Source organism: Lysobacter sp. DMC97 (assembly GCF_056313745.1).
Genome location: NZ_JBQUZR010000006.1, coordinates 81,515 through 107,822, shown reverse-complemented (window position 1 = coordinate 107,822; position 26,308 = coordinate 81,515). Strand labels below are relative to the sequence as shown.

The following is a 26,308-nucleotide window of genomic DNA, read 5'->3' as shown; positions in this document are numbered from 1 at the left end:
GCAGCTTGCGCGGGACAGGGAAGCGGCAGCAGAACCTCAAGGAAGCGGAACCCATGGATTCGAGAGCACTGATCGAACTCGAGCGCCTGCCCTTCAAGGACAGGCTCGCGCAGCAATACGCCACCTACGTCAAGGAGCAGGAAGCCGGCTGCATGGTCGGGCGGCAGGGCTTCGGCCCGGTCGACAGGCGCATGAAGTACAAGGACCTGCACACCGACGACTTCAACGAAGTGCTGGTGTTCGGTTCGAACAGCTACCTCGGCCTGTCGAACGATCCCTACGTCAAGCAGAAGGTCATCGAGGCGGTGAACCTGTACGGCACCGGCAGCGGCGGCTCCCCCGCGTTCTCCGGCTACACCAAGCAGCATCGCGACCTCGAACTGCGCCTGGCGAAGCTGGCCGAACACGAGGACGCGGTGCTCCTGCCGGGCGGCTACATGGCCAACCTGTGCTGGGTCACCGGGCTGATGAACCGCAACGACATCATCGTCTACGACAAGAACAGCCACGCCAGCGTGATCAACGCCATCAAGATGGCCGGCGTGCCGTTCTACACCTTCGATCCGGACGAACTCGGCAGCCTGGAGCGGATCCTCGAGCGCGTGAAGGCCCGCGCCAAGCCCGGCGCGCAGATCTTCTCCACCGTCGAAGGCGTGCGCTCGGTCGACGGCCAGATCATCGACCTGGCCAAGTACATCGAGATCTGCCGGCGCCACGACGTCATCATCATCCTCGACGACGCGCATGGCATCGGCACGGTCGGCAGGACCGGTCGCGGCACGCTGGAACACCTCGACCTGCTCGGCCAGGTCGATCTGCGGATGTCCACGTGCAGCAAGGCGATCGGCGCGCAGGGCGCGTTCGTGTCGGGAAGCAAGGAGCACATCTTCCTGCTGCGCAATTTCTCCTATCCCTACGTCTTCACCTCCGGCCTGGCCCAACCGACCATCGCCGCCATCTCCGCGGCGCTGGACGTGATGGAACGCGAGCCGCAGCGCGTGGCCAACCTGCAGGCCAACGTGCGCTACATGCAGGACCGGCTGGAAGGCGAAGGCCTGCGCATCGTCCGCGGCGCGGCGGGGATCATCCCGGTGTTCTTCGGCGAGGACGGCGCGGTGCGCAGGCTCAATCGCGAATTGTACCGACGCGGCCTGTTCGTCAACATCATGGAATACCCGATGGTCCCGCCCGGCCTGGAACGGCTGCGCCTGTCGGTGATGTCCACGCACACGCGCGAGGAGATCGATACCGCGGTGGACCTCATCGCGTCCACCGCGCGCGAACTCGGCATGCTCTGACCGGACATGCCCTGACCCGGCATGTCCCGACCCGGCCGCCAGGCCAACGACACACACGCCATCACGGCAACACGGAAGGCACATGGAAAGCAAAATCGACGTCTACGAAGCAGTGATTTCCGCGATCAACGACATCAAGCGGACCGGGTTCACCGTGGATGCGGTCGAGCCGGACTTCTACCTCGGCGGCGACCTCGGCATCGACTCCAAGGAGATGCTCGAAGTCTGGTACGAGCTGGAACAACGCTTCGGGATCCAGATCGGCGATGCGGAAAAGCGCGAGCGCTACCTGCTGCGCGACGTCGCCGAAGTGCTGCAGGCCCATCTCGGGGATCGCGCCGTCGCGGCCTGACCGCGCGCGGCGCAGGCGTCTCCGGCCCGGGCGACGATCAACCGCCGGCGCATCCGGACACGCGGCACAGGACAGGCGCCCGGCGCGGGCGCATCAGGGAACGAAGGAAGCAGGATGGCGAACGGACACTTCATCGACGCGACGGACGAAGCGCACGGCACGGCCGGTGCGGCGACGACGCGCGACGCCGACGCACCGCCGCAGGTCGCGTTCTGGCGCGAGGCGCTGGCCGGCGCGCCCGTGGCGCTGGAACTGCCGCTCGACCGCGCGCGTGCGTCGGCGGACGTCGACCGCGCCATCGATGCGGTCGAGTTCGCCCTCGCGCGTCCGCTCGCGAAGCGCGTGCACGCCTTCGCCCGTGCGCGCGGCATCGAACCGCGCCTGCTGTTCCTCGCCGCCTGGGCCGTGCTGCTGTCGCGGCTGTCGAACCAGGACGACCTCCTCGTCGGCAGCGCCGTGGCCCGCGGGGCCGGCACGCGATCCGCGCACCCGTCGCCGGAACACGACGCGACGCTGCCCCTGCGCATCGACACCGGCGGCGATCCTTCCACGGACGCGCTGCTGGTCCGCGTGCGGACGACGTACGCGGCGGCGCAGGCCAACGCCGGCCTTCCGCACGCGCTGCTCGTCGCCGCGGCGAATGCCATGCGCGAGGAGGCCGATGCGCCGCTGTTCCACACGCGACTGCGACTGCGCGACGAAGACGCCGCTTCCCCGGCGACCGACCCGCAGGTGGACCTGACGCTCGAACTGGACGTGCGCAAGGCCGGGATCGAAGGGCGCATCGTCTATCCGGGCGCGCTGTTCGACCGCGACACCGTGGCGCGCTTCGCCGACGGCTGGCAGCGCCTGCTCGACGGCATGATCGCGACACCGGCACTGGCCGCATCGCGGCTGGCATGGATGGGCGAGGCCGAACGCACGCAGGTGCTGCGGACGTGGAACGACACCGCGCGGCCGTATCCGCAGGATCGCGGCCTCCACCAGTTGTTCGAGGCCGCGGTCGCCGCCGATCCCGACGCGATCGCGGTGATCGAGGATGCCGAAACCCTGACCTATGGCGACCTCGACCGCCGCGCGAACCGCATCGCGCACCGCCTGCTCGCCGCCGGCGTCGGCCCCGAGCACCGCGTGCTGCTGTGCGTGGAGCGCGGCGCCTGGGCGCTGGCCGGGCTGCTCGGCGTGCTGAAGGCCGGCGGCGCCTACGTGCCGGTGGATCCGAACCAGCCCGTCGAGCGCACGCGCATGGTCCGCGAGGACTGCGCGCCGGTCGCGATCCTCGCGCGCGCGCGGCATGCCGCGATCTTCGCCACGGACGCCGATGCATCGGGCGACCACGCCGCGCCGATCATCTGCCTCGACCGCGAAGACTGGGCGCAGTGGCCCGGGCATGCGCCGGCACACGTCGCCGGTCCGTCGCCGCGGCACCTCGCCTACGTGATCTACACCTCCGGCTCGACCGGCCGGCCGAAAGGCGTGCTGCTGGAGCATCGCTCGGCGGTAGCGCGGATCGTGCAGGCCGTCGACGCCTACGCGCTGACGCCCGCGGACCGTTGCCTGCAATTCGCGTCGCTGAGTTTCGATGCCTCGGTGATTCAGATCTTCTCGACGCTGGCCGCAGGTGCAGCGCTGGTGATGCGCGACGAAACGCTGTGGTCGCCCGCCGAGGCGACGCGCCGGATCGCGCGGCATGGGGTCGCGGTGGCCGACCTGCCGCCGAGCTACCTGCCGGCGCTGCTCGATACCGAGGCGCAGGCCGCAATGACGGCCCTGCGCATCGTCGTCGTCGGCGGCGAAGCGACCCTGACCGAAACCCTGCGCGACAAACCGCGCGGCTTCGCGCTGATCAACGAATACGGCCCGACCGAGGCGACGATCACGGCCACCAGCCATCGGCTGGACGCGGGCGCGCCCTGCGTCGCGACTTCGCGCCACCTGCCGATCGGCAAGCCGGTCGCGAACACGCAGGTCTACGTGCTCGATCGCCATCGGCAGCCGGTGCCGGTGGGCGTCGGCGGCGAAATCTGCATCGGCGGCATCGGCGTCGCGCGCGGCTACCTCCATCGCCCGGGCCTGACCGCGGACCGGTTCGTCGAGGACCCGTTCGCCGGCGACGCCGGCGCACGCATGTACCGCACCGGCGATCTCGGGCGATGGCGCCCGGACGGCACGCTCGAATTCCTCGGCCGCGACGATCACCAGGTCAAGATCCGCGGTTTCCGCATCGAACTGGGCGAGATCGAGGCAGGACTGCTCGCGCATGGCCACGTCCGCGATGCCGTGGTCCTCGTGCGCGAGGACGCGCCGGGCGACCGGCGCCTGGTGGCCTACTACCAGAGCGACGCCGCCGTGCCGGCGGACTCGCTGCGGCAGGCGCTGGCCGCGCATCTGCCCGACTACATGGTGCCGTCCGCGTACGTGCACATGGCGACGTGGCCGTTCACGCCGAACGGCAAGCTCGATCGCCGCGCGTTGCCGGCACCGACGGCCGACGCCTGCGTCCAGCGCGCGTACGAACCGCCGCAGGGCGAACGCGAGACCGCGATGGCCGCGCTGTGGCGCGAGCTGCTGCGACTCGATCGCGTCGGCCGCCACGACCATTTCTTCGAGCTCGGCGGCCACTCGCTGATCGCGATCACGCTGATCGAGCGCCTGCGCCAGCAGGGCATCGTCGCCGACATCCATGCGCTGTTCGCGCAACCGACCCTCGCCGGATTCGCGAACGCCGCGTCGGACGACGGCGACGTGCCCGCGCCTGCGAACGCCATTCCGCCAGGCGCCGAACGCATCGTGCCCGACATGTTGCCGCTGGTGGCGCTGACGCAGGCGCAGATCGACGGCATCGCGGCGCGCGTCCAGGGCGGCGCGGCGAACATCCAGGACATCCATCCGCTGTCGCCGATGCAGGAAGGCATGCTCTTCCACAGCCGGCTCGAAGACCGCGACGACATCTATCTCATCACCGACCTGCTGAGCCTGCCGGACCGCGACGGCATCGAGCGCTTCGTCGCCGCCTTCCGCCAGGTGGTCGCCCGCCACGATGCCCTGCGCACCGCCTTCTTCTGGGAAGGCCTGGACGCACCGGTGCAGGTGGTGCTGCGCGAGGTCGCGTTCGAACACGAGACGCCGACGTTCGATCCCGCGGCCGGCTCGGCCAGGGCGCAACTGCTGGCGAAGTTCGATCCGGCACGGCACCGCTTCGATCTCGCGCGTGCGCCGCTATTCCGCCTGTGTTCAACGGAGGAAGCGGAGACCGGACGGGTGCTGCTGGCGATCGCATCGCATCACCTGCTGATGGACCACGCCACGCTCGACCTGATGCTGGAGGAAGTCGCGTCGATCCAGCGCGGCATCGCGCTGCCGGCGCCGGTGCCTTTCCGCGATCACGTCTGGCGCGCCATGCGCCGGGGCGATGCGCAACGACACGAAGCCTTCTTCACGGCGATGCTGGCGGGGATCGACCAGCCGACCGCGCCGTTCGGCCACGTCGAACCGATCCACGACGGCCGCGGCTTCGTCGAATACCGCGAAGCCCTGCCGACCGCGCTGTCGGCCGCAATCCGGCAGCAGGCGCGTGCGCATGGCGTCGGTCCGGCGGCGATCCTGCACCTGGCCTGGGCCATGCTGCTTGCGCGCGCGACCGGCATGGCGCGCGTGGTGTTCGGCACGGTGCTGTTCGGGCGCATGGACGCCGGCAGCGGCGCGGATCGCGCCTTCGGGCTGTTCATCAACACCTTGCCGATCCGCATCGACCTGGACACCGACGTCGCCGAAGCGGTGCGCCGCACCCATGCCACGCTGGGCGAACTGCTGCGCCACGAGCACGCGCCGCTGGCGATCGCGCAGCGCTGCAGCGGTGTGCCGGCTTCGCAGCCGCTGTTCACTTCGCTGTTCAACTATCTCTACAACGCCGATCCCGCGCGGTTCCCGGACGGATTGGTCGTGGAGCCCATCGAGAACGGCGAGCGTACCGCCTACCCGCTGTCCATCTCGGTCGCGGACGACGGCAACGGGTTCGGACTGATCGTCCAGACCCTGCCCGCGATCGGTGCCGACCGCATCGCGGCGTTCCTGCGCACGGGCCTGGCATGCCTGATCGATGCCCTCGAACACCGGCCGCGCATGCCGTCGCGGGCGATCGATCCGCTGCCCGCCGACGAGTATCGCCGCGTGCTGCGCGAGTGGAACGCCACCGCGCGTCCGTTCCCGCGGGACGGCACCGTGCATGGCGTGTTCGAAGCGCATGTCGCGCGCGATCCGCACGCGATCGCGCTGTCGGGCGCAGGCCGCGCGCTGAGCTACGACCAGCTCGATCGCGCCGCCAACCGCATCGCGCACCGCCTCGTCGCGGCCGGCGTGGCGCCGGACGATCGCGTCGCGATCTGCATGCCGCGCAGCGTGGAGATGGTGATCGGCTTCCTCGCGATCCTCAAGGCCGGTGCCGGCTACGTGCCGATCGATCCGACCTACCCGCCCGACCGCATCGCCGCCCTGCTCGACGACGCGCGCCCGACGGCGCTGCTCGCGACGGCCGCCACCCGCGACGCGCTGCCCCCCTTGCGCGATGCCGTGGCGACGCTGGACATCGACGCCGCGCTCGCACCCGGCCGCGACGACGCGCCGTGCCGCACGGGCGTGGACGGGCACACGCTGGCCTACGTGATCTACACCTCCGGCTCCACCGGCACGCCGAAGGGCGTGATGGTCGAACACCGGAACATCCTGCGGCTGGCGGTCAACAACACCTACGCCCCGGTCACCGCCGGTGACTGCCTCGCGCATTGTTCCAACCCGGCGTTCGACGCCTCGACCTGGGAAATCTGGGCGGCGCTGCTCAATGGCGCACGCGTGGAGGTCATCGCCCAGGACGACGTGCTCGAACCGGCGGCGTTCGCGCAGGCACTGGTCGACGGCGACGTCACCGCACTGTGGATGACGGTCGGCCTGTTCAACGAATACCTCGATGCGCTGGCGCCCACGCTCGGCCGCCTGCGGCATCTGCTGATCGGCGGCGACGCGCTGGATGCCCGCAAGGTCGCGCAGTTGTTGCACGGTCCGCATCGGCCGCAACGCCTGGTCAACGGCTACGGCCCGACGGAAACGACCACCTTCGCATTGACCCACGAGATCGTCGACGTCGCCGAAGGTGCGCGCTCGATCCCGATCGGCCGGCCGATCGCCAACACGCAGGCGTACCTGCTCGACGCCGACCTGCGCCCGGTCCCGGTGGGCGTGGCCGGCGAGCTGTACATCGGCGGCGACGGCGTGGCCCGCGGCTACCTCGACCGTCCCGAACTGACCGCCGAGCGTTTCCTCGACGACCCGTTCGCCGGCGAGCCCGGCGCGCGCATGTACCGCACCGGCGACCTCGGCCGCTGGCGCGCCGATGGCACCGTCGAATTCCTCGGCCGCAACGATCACCAGGTCAAGATCCGCGGCTTCCGCATCGAACTCGGCGAGATCGAAGCGCGCCTGTCGGCGTTGCCCGGCGTGCGCGAAGCGGTAGTCCTCGCGCGCGAGGACGTGCCGGGCGAGAAACGGCTGGTGGCCTACGTGGTCGGCGGCGACGACACACCGGATGCCGCGTCGCTGCGGCAGTCACTGTCGCAGGCGCTCCCGGAATACATGGTGCCGTCGGCGTTCGTGACGCTGGCGTCGCTGCCGCTGACGCCCAACGGCAAGGTCGACCGCAAGGCGCTGCCGGCACCGCAGGACACGGCCTACGCGAGCCGGGCCTACGAAGCACCGGAAGGCCCGGTGGAAGAGGCCGTCGCGTCGATCTGGTCGTCGCTGCTGCGCGTGGAGCGCGTGGGCCGCCACGACAACTTCTTCGATCTCGGCGGGCATTCGCTGGTCGCGATGCGGATGGTGTCGCGCGTGCGCCAGGCGCTCGGCATCGAACTGCCCTTGCGCGACGTGTTCGAGGCGGCAACGCCTGCACGCCTGGCCGAACGCATCGCAGCGGCCGGGCGCGCCGCCCTGCCCGCCATCCCGCAGGTCGCGCGCGATGGCTGGCTGCCGCTGTCGCCGGCGCAGCAGCGGCTGTGGTTCCTCACGCGCATCGACGGCGCCAGCGCGGCCTACCATGTCGGCGCGGTGTTCCGTCTGCACGGCCCGCTTGATCGCGACGCGTTGCGTCGCGCCCTCGATGGTGTCGTCGCACGGCACGAGATCCTGCGCACGCGCTGCCAGCCCGTGGACGGGCAGCCGATGCTGGACATCCTCCCGCCCGCGCCCGCGGCCTGGAGATTCGACGACCTTCGCGGCGACGACGCGGACGCAGTCGAGCATGCCTGCGTGCAGGCGCGCGGGGCGTTCCTCGCCCGGCCCTTCGACCTGCAGGCCGAATGTCCGCTGCGCGCACAGCTGCTGCAACTCCGCGACGACCTGCACGAGTGGCAACTGCTCATGCACCACATCGCGTCCGATGGCTGGTCGCTGGGCGTGATGCTCGACGAGATCGGGCGGCTGTATGCCATCGAGACCGGGCACGACGGCGCTCCGTTGCCGCCGCTGCCGTTGCAGTACGCCGACTACGCGCAGTGGCAACGCCAGTGGCTGGCGGACGACCGCCTGCAGCGGCAGATCGCCTACTGGCAGCGCACGCTGCGCGACGCGCCGGTGCTGCTGGAACTGCCGAGCGATCGTCCGCGCCCTTCGCGGCAGAGCTTCGCCGGGCGCCTGCATCGCCTCCGCCTCGACGCCGGGCTGGCCACGCGCCTGAAGGCGCTGGGCCGACGCCACGACGCGACGCTGTACATGACGCTGCTCGCCGCCTGGGCGGCGATTCTCGGACGACTGTCGGGACAGGACGACGTGGTGGTGGGCAGCCCGGTCGCGGGCCGCGATCGCGCCGAAATCGAGCCGCTGATCGGCTTCTTCGTGAACACGCTGGCGCTCCGCATCGACGTGGACGGCGCGCTCACGGTCGCGCAACTGCTGCAGCAGACGCGGCAGCGGGTGCTGGAAGCGCAGGCGAACCAGGAATTGCCGTTCGACCAGGTGGTCGAAGCGGTCAAACCGCCGCGCAGCACCGCGCATGCGCCGATCTTCCAGACCCTGTTCGCGTGGCAGCACCAGGACATGGGCCGGCTTGCGCTCGCCGGCATCGAGACCACTCCGGTCGATGCCGACGCGGAGAGCACCGAATTCGACCTGACGCTGGACCTGCGCGAGGAGGACGGCGGCATCGTCGGCGAACTGCACTACGCCACCGACCTGTTCGACGCGGGCACGATCGCGCGCCACGTCGGGCACTGGCAGCGCCTGTTGCAGGCCATGGTCGAAGACGACGCCTGCCGCATCGACGCCCTGCCGATCCTCGACGACGGCGAACGGCATCAGCTGCTGCATGCGTGGAACGCCACGACGCGCGCGTATCCGCCGGAATCGCGCCTGGACCGCGCCTTCGCGCGTCAGGCCGCGCAGACGCCCGCGGCGATCGCGCTGCTCTGCGGCGACGCGCACATGACCTACGCGGCGCTGGACGCGCAGGCCGATGCTCTGGCGCATGCGCTGCGGTCCGCCGGTGCGGCGCCGGGCCATCGCGTCGCGATCTGCGCCGAACGCACGATCGCGACGATCGCCGCGATCCTGGCCGTGCTCAAGACGGGAGCGGCCTACGTCCCGCTGGATCCGGCCTATCCGCCCGACCGGCTCGCCTACCAGCTCGACGATGCGCAGGTGTCGCTGCTGGTGGCGGATGCGACCGGGCGTTCGGCCCTGACGGACGCACTGGCGGGCCTGTCCGCGTTGCCCGTCTTCGCGCTGGAACAGGCGTGGACCGGATCGCCGGCGCCATCCGCCACGGATGCTGCCCACGCGATCGTCGACGCCGACACCGATGCCGATGCGCGCGCCTCCGATCCGGCGTACATGATCTACACCTCCGGCTCGACCGGACTGCCGAAGGGCACGGTGGTCGGCCACGCCAGCGCGACCGGCATGGCGCGCGGCCATTGCGACCTGATGCGCATCACGCCCGACAGTCGCGTGCTGCAGTTCGCATCGCTCGCGTTCGACGTCTGCGTCGCGGAAGTCTTCTCCGCGCTGCTCTCCGGCGCGGCGCTGGTACTGCCCGCGCCGGGTCGCAGCCTGTACGGCGATGGCCTGATCCCGCACCTGCGGGCCTTCGGCGTCACCCATGCCCTGATGCCGCCGGCGCTGCTGAGCGCGCTGCCGCTGGAGGAGATGCCGGCCAGCCTGCAGACCGTGGTGCTGGGCGGCGAGGTGCCGGATGCGGCGCTGATCGACCGCCTGCTGGCCGGCCGCCGGGTGATCAACGCCTATGGCCCGACGGAAGCCACGGTCTGCGCCACGATGCACGAATGGACGTCGGGCGCGCAGGCGCGGGTGATCGGCAGGCCGATGCCGAACGTGCGCGTCTACATCCTGGACACGCAGCGCCAGCCGGTCCCGGCGGGCGTCGCCGGCGAGCTGTACATCGGCGGCAGCGGCGTGGCGCTCGGCTACTGGAATCGCCCCGAATTGACGTCGGAACGCTTCCTCGACGACCCGTTCGCCGGCGAGCCCGGCGCGCGCATGTACCGCACCGGCGACCTCGGCCGCTGGCGCGCCGATGGCACCGTCGAATTCCTCGGCCGCAACGATCACCAGGTCAAGATCCGCGGCTTCCGCATCGAACTCGGCGAGATCGAATCGCGCCTGTCGGCGCTGCCCGGCGTGCGCGAGGCAGTGGTGCTCGCGCGCGAGGACGTGCCCGGCGAGAAACGACTGGTGGCCTACGTGGTCGGCGGCGACGAAACGCCGGATGCCGCGGCACTGCGGCAATCACTGTCGCAGGCGCTGCCGGAATACATGGTGCCGTCGGCGTTCGTGACGCTGGCGTCGCTGCCGCTGACGCCCAACGGCAAGGTCGACCGCAAGGCGCTGCCGGCACCGCAGGACACGGCGTACGCGAGCCGGGCCTACGAAGCCCCGGAAGGCCCGGTGGAAGAGGCCGTCGCATCGATCTGGTCGTCGCTGCTGCGCGTGGAGCGCGTCGGCCGCCACGACAACTTCTTCGATCTCGGCGGGCATTCGCTCGTGGCGGTGACCTTGGTCGAGCGGATGCGCAAGCAGGGCCTGGACGCCGATGTGCGCGCCCTGTTCATGGCGCGCGACCTCCAGGAATTCGCGCGCGAAGTGCGTACCGAGGCGCGGCGCACGCAGGTGCCGCCGAACGGCATTCCCGCGGATGCAGAGCGCATCGAGCCCGCCATGCTGCCGCTGGTCGCACTGACGCAGGCGCAGATCGATGCGGTGGTGGCGCGGATCGACGGCGGCGCGGCGAACGTCCAGGACCTTTACCCGCTGTCACCGATGCAGGAAGGCATGCTGTTCCAGCGTCTGCTGACCGAACGCGGCGATCCCTACCACGCGACCGCCAACCTGAGCTTCCCCGACCGCGCGGCGCTGGAGGCGTTCGTGGCGACGCTGCAGCAGGTGATCGACCGGCATGACGTGCTGCGCACGGCGTTCGTGTGGGAAGGCCTGGACCAGCCGCTGCAGGTGGTGCAGCGCACGGCGATCTTCCCGAACGAGATCCTGCCGGCATCGAACGACGCGGGCGATGTCCGCGCGCGTCTGGCGGCGCGGCTGGCGCCTGCGGATTTCCGGATGGACCTGACCCGCGCGCCGCTGCTGTGCGGCTGCTCGCAATACGATCCGGCCGCGGATCGCTGGCGCATGTGCATCGCCTTCCACCACCTGCTGATGGACCACACCAGTCTGGAAGTGGTGATGGAGGAAGCGGCGCTGATCGGCCAGGGGCGCGCCGCGGAACTGCTGCGGCCCGCGCCCTACCGCAATTACATCTGGCAGGTGCGGCACGGCGTCGATCCCGCCGCGCAGAAGGCGTTCTTCACCCGCATGCTGGGCAGCGTCGAACAACCGACCACGCCCTTCGGGCTGGCGACGATGGTGGAGGACGTGGCCACCTTCGACGAATGCGCGCGCCCGCTGCCGCAGGCGCTGTCGGCGCGATGGCGCCAGTGCGCGCGCGAACTCGGCGTCGGCACCGCGGCGATCGCGCACCTCGCCTGGGCGCTGGTGCTGGCCCGGGCGACCGGCACGGAGAGCGTCGTGTTCGGCACCGTGCTGTTCGGACGCATGGACGGCGGCGAGGACGCGGATCGCGCATTGGGGCTGTTCATCAACAGCCTGCCGATCCGCATCGACCTGGAGACGCGTTCCGTCGTCGACGCGATCCGGCAGGCGCAGCAGGCGCTGGCCGACCTGCTGCCGCACGAACATGCCTCGCTGGCCGCGGCGCAGCGCTGCAGCGGCGTGCCCGCATCGAGTCCGCTGTTCACGTCGCTGATCAACTACCGCTACAGCGCGCACCCGGTGGAGGGCGCGGCGCCGACGCTGATCGACGACGTCGAGAGCGGCGACCGCACCAACTACCCGCTGGCCGTGGCCGTGGACGATTTCGGCGATGCCTTCGAGATCGCGGTCCAGACCCTGCCGTCGGTCGGCGCGGCCCGCGTGTGCGACTACCTGCAGGCGGCGCTCGCGGGGTTGATCGACGCCATGGCGGCCGACCCCGCGATGCCGGTGTCAGCGATCGACGTGATGCCCGCGGACGAATTCGCGCGGATCGTGCACGGCTGGAACGAAACGGCGCGTCCCTTCCCGCTCGACCGTTGCGCGCACGAATTGCTGGCCGACCGTGTCGCGGAGCGACCGGAGGCGGTCGCGGTCGTGCACGTGGACCAGCGCATCACCTATCGCGAACTGGACGCGCGCGCCAACCGCCTGGCGCACCATCTGCGCGAACGCGGCATCGGCCCTGGCGCGCTGGTCGCGGTCGCGCTGGAACGCGGCCTCGACATGGTCGCGACCCTGCTCGCCGTGATGAAGGCCGGCGCGGCCTACGTGCCGATGGCGACCGACACGCCGGCCGACCGCATGGCCTTCATGCTGTCCGATGCGAAACCCGCGCTGCTGCTGGCACACCGCTCGGCGCAGTGGCCGGACGCCGTCGACGTCCCGGTCTGCATCCTCGAGACGGTGCACGACGCGCTGATGCGGTATCCCGACGATGCCCCGTCCCGCGCCGGCCTGGACGCGTCGGACCCGGCCTACGTGATCTACACCTCGGGCACGACCGGCCTGCCCAAGGGCGTGGTGGCGACGCATCGCAACCTCGTCAACTTCTGCTGCTGGTGCGCCGACATGATCGCGCCCGGCGACGCGATGACGCAGTTCGCGCCGTACACCTTCGATGCCTCCGCGGGCGAAATCTTCTCGTGCCTGCTGGCCGGCGGCGAGCTGCACATCCTCGACGACGCCACCATCCAGGACCCGAAGCGGATGGAGCGCTACCTGGTCGAGCAGCGCATCCGCTTCGCCGCCTTCCCGCCGTCGTACCTGCAGCACATGGATCCGTCGCTGGTCTCGGACAAGTTCCAGCTGCTGACCGCGGGATCGGCACCGACGCCGGAGCTGGTGAAGCACTGGGCCGAACGCGGCCACTACCTCAACGGCTACGGCCCGACCGAGACCACCATCCTCTCGACCATCACGCGCCTGAGCGCCGACGAGGACATCATCTCCATCGGCCGGCCCATCGCCAACACCTCCGTCTACCTGCTCGATGCCCTGCGCCGCCCGGTGCCGGTCGGCGCGTCCGGCGAGATCTGGATCGGCGGCGAAGGCGTGACCGCGGGCTACCTCAACCGTCCCGAACTGACCCGCGAACGCTTCCTGCCCGACCCGTTCCATCCCGGCGCCGGGGCGGGTGCACGGATGTACGCGACCGGCGATGTCGGTCGCTGGCTGCCCGACGGCAACATCGAATTCCTCGGCCGCAACGATTTCCAGGTGAAGATCCGCGGCTTCCGCATCGAACTGGGCGAGATCGAGAGCCGGCTCTGCCTGTTCGACGGCATCCGCGAAGCGGTGGTGCTCGCGCGCGAGGATGCGCGCGGCGAAAAGCAGCTCGTCGCCTATTACCTGTCCGACCACGGCCACGACGCCGCGGAGATGCGCCGACACCTGGCGCAGACCCTGCCCGAGTACATGATTCCCGCGGCGTTCGTGCAACTGGAACGCTGGCCGCTGACGGTGAACGGCAAGATCGACCGCAAGGCGCTGCCGGCGCCGGCGGACACGGCCTACGCCCGTCGCGACTACACGCCGCCGGAGGGCGAGGCCGAGGCCGCGCTCGCAGCGATCTGGAGCGAACTGCTCGGTGTCGATCGCGTCGGTCGCCACGATCACTTCTTCGAACTCGGCGGTCATTCGCTGCTCGCCGTGCAATTGGTGTCACGCGCGCGTCGCGCGCTGGGCGTCGAACTCCCGCTGCGTGCGCTGTTCGAGGCGCCGGTGCTCTGCGACCTGGCCGCACGTGCGATCGCGGCGGACGCGGCCGCGCTCACGCCGATCGCGGTCGTCCCCCGCGACGGCCCCCTGCCGCTGTCGCTGGCGCAGCAGCGGCTGTGGTTCCTCACCCGCATCGAAGGCGCCAGCGCGGCCTACCACATGGGCGGCGCGGTGCGGTTGCGCGGCCGGCTGGACCTCGGCGCGTTGTCCCGAGCGCTGCAGCGGATCGTCGATCGCCACGAGGCCCTGCGCACACGCTTCACGAGCGTCGCCGGCGAGCCCGTGCAGGACATCCTGCCCCGGATGGCGTTCGCGCCCGAGCACCACGACCTCCGCGCGGAAGACGGCCGCGAAACCCTCGCCCGTGCGCTCGGTGCGGACGCGTTCGCGCGTCCCTTCGACCTCGGCACCGGTCCGCTGCTGCGCGTGGTGCATGCGCGGATGGGCGACGAGGACCACCTGCTGTACCTGGTGATGCACCACATCGTCGGCGACGGCTGGTCGATCGGCGTGCTGCTGCGCGAACTGAACGTGCTGTACCGGGCCGACGTCGAAGGCGCACCCGATCCGTTGCCGCCGCTGGCGATCCAGTACGCCGACTACGCCGCCTGGCAGCGGCAATGGCTGGACCAGGACGCGTGCGCGAAGCAGATCGCATTCTGGAAGCACGCGCTGGCCGGTGCACCGACCCTGCTGGCGCTGCCGACCGACCGGCCGCGTCCCGCGATGCAGGACCATGCCGGCGATACCCTCGACGTGCGCCTGGATGAAGCGCTGACGACGAAGTTGCGCACCTTCGCCAACGAGCACGGCGTCACCACGTACATGGTGCTGCTGGCGTCATGGGCGGCGCTGCTGGGCCGGCTGTCCAACCAGGATGACGTGGTGGTCGGCACCGCCGTGGCGGGTCGCAACCGCGCCGAAGTCGAGCCGCTGATCGGCTTCTTCGTCAACACGCTGGCGCTGCGTTTCGACCTGACCGGCGAACCCACCGTCGCCGACCTGCTGGCCCGCGTCCGGCACCAGGTGCTGGAGGCGCAGGCGCACCAGGACCTGTCGTTCGACCAGGTGGTGGATGCGGTGAAACCGGCGCGCAGCACCGCGCACACGCCGATCTTCCAGACGATGCTGACCCTCAACAACCAGGCGCTCGACGAGACCGCGTTCCCGGGCCTGGAGGCGGTGCCGGCCGCGATCGAGGCGAAGCTCTCGAAGTTCGACCTGTCGCTCGACCTGGTCGACGGCGAGCGCGACATCGACGGCATGCTCACCTATGCCAGTGCGTTGTTCGATCGCGGGACGGTGCGTCGCTACGCCGGTTACTGGCTGCGCCTGCTGGCGGCGATGGTGGACGCCCACGATCCGGTCGAGACGCATCGCCCGGCCGCGGACCTGCCGATCCTCGGCGCCGACGAACTGTCGCAGTTGCTCCAGGTCCGGAACGCGACCGCGCACCGGTTCCCCGACCAGTCGTTCGCGCACCAGGTGTTCGAAGCCCAGGTCGCGCGGGCCGGGGATGCGGTCGCCGTGGTCTTCGGGCAGCAGACGCTGACCTATGCCGAACTCAACCTGCGCGCGAACCGCCTCGCACACCGGCTGCACGATGCCGGCGTGGGCGCGGACGACCGCGTCGGCATCTGCATCGAGCGCAGCCCCGACCTGATCGTCGCGATCCTCGCCGTCCTCAAGGCCGGCGGCGCCTACGTGCCGATCGACCCCGCCCTGCCGCAGCGGCGGCTCGACGACCTGCTGCGCGACAGCGCACCGAAGGCCTTGCTGACCAACGCCGCCATGCGCACCCGCTGGCACACCGCGGGCGTGACGCCGGAAGCGGACGTCGCGTGGCTGTGCCTCGATCGCGAGGCCGACGCCATCGCGACGCAACCGGAGCACGACCCGGATCCGCAGGCCTGCGGCCTGACGATGCGGCATCTGGCCTACGTGATCTACACCTCCGGCTCGACCGGCATGCCGAAGGGCGTGATGATCGAGCACGGGCAATTGCTGAACTATCTGTACTGGGCCCTCGACGCCTATCCGGAAGGGCGCGCGTGCAGCGTGATGTCCTCGTCGATCGCGTTCGATGCGACCGTCACCAGCCTCTACCTGCCGTTGCTCAGCGGCGGCTGCGTGCACCTGGTCCCCGAGGGCGAGGAGATCGAGGGGCTGGAACGGCTGTTGCGCGAACTCGAACAGCCCGCGCTGATCAAGATCACCCCCGCGCACCTGGCCGAAGTGGGACGCCACCTGCAGGCGCAGGGCGCGCATCCGGCGCCGAAGCTGTTCGTGGTCGGCGGCGAAGCGCTGCCTTCCTCGACCGTCGCGCTGTGGCACGCGCTCTCGCCGCAGGCGGTCATCATCAACGAATACGGCCCGACCGAGACCGTGGTCGGCTGCATCGTGCACGAGGCGGAGCACGCGATCGCGGACGGTGCCCGGCGTGCGACGCGGACGAAGACGCCGGTGGCGAAACTGCCGATCCTCGGCGCCGACGAACTGTCCATCCTGCTCGAAGGATGGAACGACACCGACCGCGCCTATCCCGACCATCTGCTCGTGCACCAGTTGTTCGAAGCCCGGGCCGAGCGAGACGGCGACGCCACCGCGTTGATCTTCGGCCAGGAGCGGCTGACCTACGCGGCGCTCAATCGCCGCGCGAACCGCCTTGCGCACCGGTTGCGCGCGCTGGGCGCGAAGCCGGGCGAACGCGTCGGCATCTGCACGCGACGCAACACCTCGATGCTGGTGGCGGTGCTGGCGACGCTGAAGTCCGGTGCCGCCTACGTGCCGCTGGACATCGCGTTCCCGCGCGAGCGCCTGGTGCAGATCATCGAGGACAGCCAGACGACGCTGGTATTGGCCGACGACGATGGCCGTCGCGCGCTGGAACGCGATGCCGCGAATCCGGCCATCGCGCGCCTGCGCATGATCGATCCGGCGGCGATGGACGACGCACCCGATGCGCCCGACCACGATCCGGCGCCGTGGCCCGGAAGCCGCCCGGAGACCCAGCTCGCCTACGTGATGTTCACGTCCGGCTCGACCGGTCGGCCCAAGGGCGTCTGCGTGCCCCATGCCGCGGTGGTCAACTTCATCAGCGCGATGGCCGAGCACCCCGGCCTCGATGCGCACGACACGCTGTGCGCCGTCACCACGCTCTCGTTCGACATCTCGGTGCTGGAACTGCTGTTGCCGCTGTCCGTCGGCGCGCGCCTGGCGCTCGCGGATCGCGAGACCGTGGTGGACGGCGCCGCGCTGGCCGGCTTCATCGACGCCGTCGGCGCGACCGTGGTGCAGGCGACGCCCGCGACCTGGCACATGCTGATCGACGCGGGATGGAGCGCCGGCGCGGGCATGCGCCTGCTGTGCGGCGGCGAGGCCTGGCAGAGCGGGCTGGCCGGGAAGCTGACCGAAGGCGGCGCCCGGCTGTGGAACATGTACGGGCCCACCGAAACCACGGTCTGGTCGATGACCGCGCAGATCGCACCGGCCGCCGACGCGGAAGCCGCGCCGACGACGGCGACCTATCTGCCGATCGGACGCCCGATCGCGAACACCCGGGTCTACATCCTCGACGCGCACCGCCACCCGGTGCCGATCGGTGTCACCGGCGAGCTGTACATCGCCGGTGCGGGCGTCGCGCGCGGTTACCTCGACCGCCCGGAGCTCACCGCGGAACGCTTCGTGGCGAATCCCTTCGACCCCGTTCCGGGCGCGCGGATGTACAGGACCGGCGACCTGTGCCGCTGGCTGCCGGATGGCAACATCGACTACGTCGGCCGCAACGACTTCCAGGTGAAGATCCGCGGCTTCCGCATCGAACTGGGCGAGATCGAATCCCGGCTTTCCGGATGCGACGGCGTGCGCGAGGCGGTGGTGCTGGCACGCGAGGATGCCGCCGGCGAAAAGCGCCTGGTCGCCTATTGCCTGGCCATCGACGGCTTCGATGCGGCAGCGCTGCGTGCGCGACTCGGCGAGGAACTGCCGGCGTACATGGTGCCGTCGGCCTTCGTGCGCATGGACGCCTGGCCGCTCACGCCCAACGGCAAGATCGATCGCAACGCCTTGCCGCCGCCCGATGGCGACGCCTTCGCGCAGACCGCCTACGAGCCCCCGCAAACGCCGGTCGAACGCATCGTCGCCGACACCTGGCAGTCGATGCTCGGCATCGATCGCGTCGGCCGCAACGACGACTTCTTCGCGCTGGGCGGACACTCCCTGCTGCTGCTGCGCATGCTGGCGGCGCTGGGCGAACGCGGGGTCGCGCTGGGCATCCAGGACATCTACCGCCACGGCACGCTGCACGCCATCGCCGCCGCCGCGTCGATGGCCTCGCCGGAACCGGAAGCATGGCTGCAGGCGCGATCGTGGCCGCACGCCGCAGGCGATGTCGCCGGCGTGAAGACGCTGGCCGTGGCGCCCGCGGACAGCGCCGGACGGCGCGAATTCGCCACGGTGCTCGCGCGCTGCGCGCCCGCATTGCGACCGGCGCGCATCCTCGTCGCGGACGACCCGCAGGCGGCCCTGCGTGCAGCGCAAGCCGATGCCGCCGCGGGCTCGCCCGCCGTCGGCGCGCCTTCGACCGACCCCCTGACGACTGCGCTCGCACAGGTCCGCGCCGGTTCGACGCAGGCGCTGGCCGGTGCACCGGTGCGCGAGCAGATCGCCTTCACCGCGCTGCACCGCGACATGGCGTCGATGCACGACCGCGACCATCTGCATGTCGTCCCGCTGCCGGGCTGGTGGTCGCCGGACGATCTGCGCGAAGCGTTCGCGGCCCTCGTGCGCAGCCAGGACATGCTGCATGCGGCCATCGATTTGGAGGCCGGACTGCTCCACGTCCTGGAGGCAGGCGCGTACTGCGCCGGGGACGTGCCCGCCGTCGACCTGCGCGCACGGCCCGCCACCGATGCCCGGCACGCCATCGACCGCGTCGTCGCCGCGCTCCGCGAAGCGAAGGCCGCATCGCCGACCGGCTATTCCGCAGCCGTGGTCTCGCGCGACGACACCGACCACCTGCTCCTCGTCCATGGCGACCACCTCCTCTGGGACGGCAGGTCGTTCGACGCGATCGCGGACGCGATGATGGGCCTGCTGACCGGTGCCGGCACGCCGCCGCCGCGCCCGTATCGCGATTTCGCCGACGCCTGCATCGCCGTGCACGCGCCGGAGGTGCTGGATCATGCCGCGCGGGAATTCGACGCCGCCGCGCTCGCGGCGACGATGCGCGCAACTGCGGCCGCGTTGCAGGCGCGCGCATCGATGCCGCCGCAAATGGTGGTCGCGCGTTTCGATGGCGTGGGCGAGGATTCGGCCGAACGCGCGTTCTCGATCTTCGCCCGGATCGTCGCCGCGGCGATCGGGCTGCCGCGCTTCGGCGCCGTGCTGACCCATCACGGACGCCAGCTCGGCGCGGAGGGTTTCTTCGGCCAGGTCGGGTTGTTCGTCGACAAGATCCCCGTCGACGTCGGCGCGGACACCCGCTTCGAAACGACGATGCGCAGGATCGGCGCGCTGCATCGCGGCGGCATCCGCTACGCGGACTGGCACGACGGCGGCGACCCGCGGATCGCGGGCACGCTGCCGCCGCCGCGCGATGAAATCTCGTTCAACTGGCAACCCGCGGCGCCTGCGGAACTCGAGATCGAGGCGGCGGGTCTGGACAATGCGCTGGCGCGGCTGGAGAGCGTCGGCATCATCTGCGAATTCTTCGCATGCGAAGGACGCATGGACATGGTGTTCGCATACAGAGGCGATCATGAAGGAAGGGAAACCGTGGCCGCGATCGTGAAATCCGAATCCGGAACGCTCATCGACACGCAGGTGCCGTCGGCCGGGAGCGAACACGCCCCGGCAAGCGCCATCGCCGTCCCGGCGGTGGAGCCGGTGATCGTGGTCGAGGACCTGCGCAAGCGTTACGACACCGCCGAGGTGGTCAAGGGCATCAGCTTCACCGTGCCCAAGGGCTGCTGCTTCGGCATCCTCGGGCCCAACGGCGCAGGCAAGACCTCGCTGCTCGGGATGATCGAGGGCATCGTGCCGATCACCTCCGGCAGGATCACGGTGATGGGCTTCGACGTCGCGACCCAGATCCGCAGGATCCAGCCGAAGTTCGGCGTGCAGTTGCAGGCCAACAACTATTTCCCGTACCTGACCGTGGCCGAGCTGCTCACGTTCTACACGGAGCTGCGCGCCGCCGCGAGCGGCAAGGTGAACCTGCCGCCGGCGCAGCGCCTGCTGGAGCGCCTGGACCTGAGCGACAAGCTGAAGTTCAAGGTCGACCAGCTCTCGGGCGGCCAGAAGCAGCGGCTCTCGCTGGTGCTCGCGCTGCTCGCGGATCCGGAGATCATCTTCCTCGACGAACCGACCGCCGCGCTCGACCCGCACAGCCGGCGCTACACGTGGGAGTTCATCGAGGAACTCAAGCAGGACCGCAACCGCACCATCGTGCTCACCACGCACTACATGGAAGAAGCCGAACGCCTCTGCGACGAGATCATGATCATGAACCGGGGCGAGGTGGTCGGCCAGGGCAATCCCTCGTCGATGATCGCGGAACTGAATGCGTCGCAGCAGTTGCGCGTGCGCATCGATTCCGCGGCCGCCGGCGAGGAGATCGCCGCGGCGATGGGCGACCGCTACCGCACCAGCTGGGACCCGTTCACGGAATCCGTGCTCATCGCCACCGACGACGTCGTCAACGCGCTTCGCGAAACCCTGTCCCAGGCCGAGAGCAGGCAGGCCGGCATCCAGAGCATCCAGGTCGACCGGATCAGCCTGGAAGACGTTTTCCTGAACAAGACCGGAAAGGAACTGAAGCCATGAAGAAGGCCTGGGTGTTCTTCAAGCTGCGCGTCATGCAGATGAAGTACGACAAGATGGGACTGTTCTTTTCGTACGTCTTCCCCGTGCTGTTGCTGCTGGGCATCGGCTATCCGCTGGAGATGGCGAGCAACCACGAGATCGAGGTCACCTACCTCGAACGCGAGGCGCCGCCCGCGGCGAAGGCGCTGTTCGAGCGGATCTCGAAGCACGACCTCGTGAAGGTCGTGGCGTTCGCGGGTTCCCGCGCCGAGGCCGAACGCCAGCTCAGGGACAACGAGATCCAGCACCTGATCGCGTTCCCGGCGGGATCGACCGATGCGACGGACCTGCGCCTCGTCAGCAATTCCCTGGAGGAGAACCGGGTCGCGGCGCTCGCGCTCGCCGGCATCTTCCAGTCCGCCGCCGGCAAGGCCGGTGCCGGCACGGACGCCCCGCGGCTGCGACTGGAGGCGACCGAGGTGAGCAAGCGGTCGTCCTACCTCGCGGTCATCCTGCCCGGCATCATCGCGATGACGCTGCTGGTCATCGGACTGAGCGGCTTCGGTGGCGTGCTGATCGAAGAGGAAGCGCTGGGCCTGTACCGCAACCTGAAGACCATCGATGCTTCCCCGGTGCCGTTCTTCGTGGGCCTGTTCATGTCGCGGATGCTGGTGGCCTACAGCGTGGCCATCGGCATGTTCCTGATCAGCGTCCTGCTGCTCGGGGTGCCGATGGACATCAACTTCCCGCTGCTGCTGGTGGTCGTCACCCTCGGCTGCAGCCTGTTCCTCGCGCTCGGGCTGCTCCTGTTCCTGTTCACCCGGACCGTCATGGCCTTCAACGGCGTGGTCAGCGTGGTCCAGATCCCGCTGGTGCTGCTGGGCGGCGTGTTCTTCTCGATCAGCGCCTTCCCCGCATGGCTGCGCCCGCTCGCCGAATACTCGCCGATGGCGCCGTTCACGTCGGCGATGCGCGACCTGATGTTCGGCGGCGTGGGCTTCCACAACGTGCAGACGCTGTTCCCGTCGCTGGCGATCATGGCCGGCTGGCTGGTGGTGGCGCTGGCGCTCACCCGATGGAAGTTCCGCTGGTGAGCACCGCGGCGCGCGCAGGGAAGCACGTTCGCGAGGCGGCATCCGGCGATCGGCACCAGACGATAACAGGGGCACGACATGCATCACCCCGCGAAGGCGCCCTCGCCGGTGCCGTCCGCGGTGATCGCATCACCAGGAAGGTCTCGAGGCGATGAGTAAACGTACATTTCTGCTCGGCATGTCCCTGCTCGCGGTCGGGCTGGCCGTCGGCATGCGGATCGGGGCAAGAGGCGAGAGCACCGCGCCGACGCAGGCCGGGCGCGACGCCTCGATGCTGGCCGTCAGCGTGGTCCGCGCCGAGCGCAGGTCCGTCCCGGACATCGTCCGCGTCGTCGGCCAGACCCGCAGCCGCGAGGACGTGACAGTGATGCCCGAACTCTCCGGCCTGCGCGTCCTGCGCATCGAGGCCGAGGCCGGCGACTACGTCCGCGCCGGGCAGACGCTGGCGGTGCTCGACGGCCGCAGCCTCGGCATCGAGCGCGATGGCCTGCGTTCCGAGTACGACCGCACCCGCGGCGAATTCGAACGCGCGCGGGCGCTGGTCTCGTCGCAGCTGGTCAGCCGCGAATTCTTCAAGCAGAAGCAGGCCGCCTACGAGCAGGCGCGCGCCGGCTACGAGAACGCCAGCCTCAGCGTGCAGCGGACGCAGGTGGTCGCACCGGCGGCCGGGCTCATCTATCGGCGCAACGCGACCATCGGCGGGCTGACCGATGGCACCCAGGCCCTGTTCGAGATCGCGAAGGACGGCGACGTCGAAATGGTGGCCAGCGTTCCGGAAGCCTTCGTCGGCCGCCTGTCGGTGGGCATGCAGGCGAAGGTCGCCATCGCCGGTCGACGCGACGCGATCACCGGCGAGATCCGCCTGATCTCGCCGAATGTCGATGCCGCCAGCCGCGCCGCGGATGTCCGCATCCGCCTGCACGGCGGCGGGACGCTGCCGGTCGGCGCCTTCGGCCAGGCCAGCATCGACGTGGCGCACGTGGAAGGCTGGGCGCTGCCGCGCTCGGCGCTCCAGCAGGACAGCGCGGGCAGCTACGTCTGGCGCGTCGACGGCAACGGCGTGGTGTCGCGGCAGGCGGTCACGCCGACCATGCAGACCGAAGACACGGTCATCGTCCGGGAAACGCTGGGCGGCGCCGAGATCGTCGCCAGGGCCGGGCCGTTCCTGCGCGAGAAGGATCGGGTCAAGGTCGTCCGGACCCGCGCCTGATGCGCACCCGCCGCCGTCATCGCGCCGGGTCCGCGCCGCGCGCCCGTGGCGGCGGCGACACCTTCCAGCGCGTCCACCTCTGAAGACCGCTTCCCGAAGGGTCTTCTGTCGATAGGGATTATCACGGTCATGGCTTTCAGCTTTTCCACCTGGTCGATCCGCAATCCGGTGCCCCCGCTGCTGCTGTTCGCGCTGCTGGCGGTGATGGGCCTGTTCGCGTACGCGCGCCTGCCGGTCACCGCGATGCCGGCGATCGTGACCTCCGATGTCGACGTGGTGGTGCTGCAGCCCGGCGCGACCCCTGCGGAGCTGGAAACGGAGACCACGCGCCGCATCGAGGATGCCGTGGCGTCGCTGCCCGGCGTGCGCAAGGTGTCCTCGTCGATCACCGAAGGGCAGTCGTCGACCCGTGTCGAGTTCGATCTCGGCGTGAACGTGGACAGGGCGATGAACGACGTACGCAATGCCGTCGCCGCGATCCGCCAGAACCTGCCGGCGACCGTGCGGGAGCCGATCGTGCAGCGCGCCGACGACACCGGCCGCCCGGTCGGCATCTACATCGTCGAGGCGCCGGAAATGCCGGTGCCCGAGCTGAGCTGGTTCGTCGACGACACCGTGGCGCGCACGTTGAAGTCGATCACCGGCGTTTCGCGCGTGGACCGCAGCGGCGGTGCCGACCAGGAAATCGCGATCGAACTCGATCCCGTCCGCCTTGCGTCCCTGGGCATCACCGCGGCCGACGTCAGCCACCAGCTGTCCGCCACCAACATCAACTACCCGGGCGGGCGATTGACCCTCGGTGGCACCGAATACGCCCTGCGCACGATCGGTCGCGCAGCGACGCTGGAACAACTGGCGCAGAGCCGCGTCGCGGTCGCCGGCGGGCGCGAGGTGCGCCTGTCGGACCTGGGCACGGTCTCGTTCGGCGAATCGGACATGCGCAGCATCACCCGCGTCGATGGCCGGCCGGCGATCTCGTTCAAGGTCTTCAAGGAACAGGGCTTCAGCGAGGTCGAGATCGCCCGCGCGGTGAGGGAGAAGCTCGACGCGCTCACCGCGAAGCACGGGGTCAAGTTCACGCTCGGCTATTCGGAAGTGGAGTTCGTCGAGACCTCCTACCGCTCGACCCTGTTCAATTTCCTGGAAGGCGCGGTGCTCACGGTGCTGGTCGTGTTCCTGTTCCTCCGCGACTGGCGCACCACCGCGATGGCGGCGGTGGCGATCCCGCTGTCGGTGATCCCGACGTTCCTCGCCATGCAGTGGTTCGGGTTCACCCTGAACTTCGTCAGCCTGCTGTCGATCACCCTGGTGACCGGCGTGCTGGTGGACGACGCCATCGTCGAGATCGAGAACATCCACCGGCACATGCGGCAGGGCAAGTCCGCCTACCAGGCCGCGATCGAGGCCGCCGACGAGATCGGCCTGTCGGTGATCGCGACGACGCTGGTGATCTGCGCGGTGTTCGTGCCGGTGAGTTTCATGGAGGGCCTGCCCGGCCTGTTCTTCCGCCAGTTCGGACTGACCGTCGCGGTGGCGGCGTTCTTCTCGCTGCTGGTCGCCCGGCTGCTGACGCCGATGATGGCCTCGCGCCTGCTGCGCGAACCGCGCCATGTCGAGCCGGCGGAGTCGCCGGCGCTGGTGCACTACCTGCGCATCGTCGAATGGACCTTGAAGCATCGCGTCAAGACGATGTGCGTGGTGCTGCTGTGCCTGCTGCTGTCGTTCGGACTGGTGCCCCTGCTGCCGACCGGCTTCATGCCCTACGACGACTATTCGCTCACCAGCGCCACGCTGGAGATGCCCCGCGGCAGCACGATCGAGCAGACCGACGCAGCGACGCAGAAGGTGGCGGCAATCCTCAAGCGGCACCCGGAGGTCGAATACGTGGTCACCACCGTCGGCGAGACCAACGGGGCGATCAACCAGGCCCGGATCTACGCCAAGCTGGTGCCACCCCGGGATCGCGCGCTCAGCGAACGCGAGTTCAGCCGGAAGGTGTACGCCGAAGTGGCCGGCATGCCCGACGTGCGCATCGGCTTCGACAGTTTCACCGGACAGAAGGACGTGTCGATCGCGCTGGTCAGCGAGGACCCGGCAGCGCTCTCGCGTGCCGCCGACACGCTCAAGCAGCAGATGCGCGGCATCGCCGGACTCACCGGCGTCGACAGCAACGAGGGCCAGAAGCAGCCGGAGGTGGTCGTCACGATGGATCTGGTGAAGGCCGCGGAATTCGGCATCACCACCCAGCAGGTCGGCGAGGCAATCAGCGTCTCCACCATCGGCGACGATCTCCCGCGGCTGTCCAGGCTGAATCTGCTCGACCGCGAAATCCCCGTGCGCGTGCGCATCCCGCGGGAGTTCGGCCAGGACCTCGGTACCCTGCAGAACCTGAAGCTGCGCACCGCCGCAGGCGACACGGTGCCGCTGTCGTCGGTCGCCCGGCTGTCTTTCGCGCAGGGACCGGTGGCGATCGAGCGCTACCAGCGGCAACGCCGGATCAACGTCGAGGCCAATCTCGACGGCATCGCCCTGGGCACGGCGCTGGAGCGCATCGAGGCCTTGCCGGCCATGAAGGCGTTGCCGAGCGGCGTGCAGGTGCTCAACACCGGTGACGCCGAATTCATGCAGGACCTGATGATGGGCTTCCTGCGTGCACTGGGCGCGGGTCTGCTGATGGTCTACGGCATCCAGGTGCTGCTCTACCGCGACTGGCTGCAGCCGCTGGCGCGCATGATGGCGCTGCCGCTCTCGGTCGGCGGCGCGTTCCTGCTGCTGTTCGTGACCGGCATGGAGCTGAGCATGCCGGCGCTGCTGGGCATGCTGATGCTGATGGGCATCGCGGACAAGAATTCGATCCTGCTGGTCGACGCCATGCTCGAACAGACCCGCAGCGGCGTGCCGCGGCAGACCGCGATCCTCGCCGCCTGCCGCCTCCGCGCCCGCCCGATCGTCATGACCTCGATGGCGATGACCGCCGGCATGCTGCCGATCGCGGCGGGCGTCTCGCTCGATTCGGCCTTCCGCGGGCCGATGGCGATCGCCGTGATCGGCGGGCTGCTGTCTTCGACGGTGCTGAGCCTGGTCTTCGTGCCCGTGCTGTTCAGCTACGTGGACGACTTCGAGCACTGGCTCGCCGCGAAGCTGCGCCGGGAACCCCACGCGCCGATCGAGGCACGGCAGGTGTCGTGACACCACGTTGCGGGCGGGCGCGCACCCGCACGCC

Annotated in this window: 6 protein-coding genes; all 6 read left to right on the top strand. The window is 70.0% G+C overall.

Features of this window, described 5'->3' with window-relative positions; all coding sequences use genetic code 11:
- The first annotated feature begins 53 nt into the window (after positions 1-53).
- The 6 genes from ACT53Q_RS14010 (at position 54) to ACT53Q_RS13985 (ending at position 26,274) form a co-directional block, all read left to right on the top strand.
- Positions 54-1,298 carry an aminotransferase class I/II-fold pyridoxal phosphate-dependent enzyme gene (locus ACT53Q_RS14010; protein WP_476187267.1) on the top strand — a complete coding sequence of 415 codons (1,245 nt, stop codon included), beginning with the start codon at positions 54-56 and terminating at the stop codon, positions 1,296-1,298.
- 82 nt (positions 1,299-1,380) lie between these two features.
- Positions 1,381-1,650: an acyl carrier protein gene (locus tag ACT53Q_RS14005; RefSeq protein ID WP_476187266.1), complete on the top strand. Its 270-nt coding sequence runs from the start codon at positions 1,381-1,383 to the stop codon at positions 1,648-1,650.
- A gap of 114 nt (positions 1,651-1,764) precedes the next feature.
- Complete coding sequence (locus ACT53Q_RS14000) at positions 1,765-20,802, top strand: amino acid adenylation domain-containing protein (protein WP_476187265.1); 19,038 nt, start codon at positions 1,765-1,767, stop codon at positions 20,800-20,802.
- On the top strand, positions 20,799-21,875 hold the full coding sequence (locus ACT53Q_RS13995) for an ABC transporter permease (protein WP_476187264.1): 1,077 nt from the start codon (positions 20,799-20,801) through the stop codon (positions 21,873-21,875). Before ACT53Q_RS14000 ends, ACT53Q_RS13995 begins: the two co-directional genes overlap by 4 nt.
- A gap of 151 nt (positions 21,876-22,026) precedes the next feature.
- Positions 22,027-23,085 carry an efflux RND transporter periplasmic adaptor subunit gene (locus ACT53Q_RS13990; RefSeq protein ID WP_476187263.1) on the top strand — a complete coding sequence of 353 codons (1,059 nt, stop codon included), beginning with the start codon at positions 22,027-22,029 and terminating at the stop codon, positions 23,083-23,085.
- 129 nt (positions 23,086-23,214) lie between these two features.
- Positions 23,215-26,274, top strand: coding sequence for an efflux RND transporter permease subunit (locus ACT53Q_RS13985; RefSeq protein ID WP_476187262.1), 3,060 nt, complete (start codon positions 23,215-23,217; stop codon positions 26,272-26,274).
- Positions 26,275-26,308: the final 34 nt, after the last annotated feature.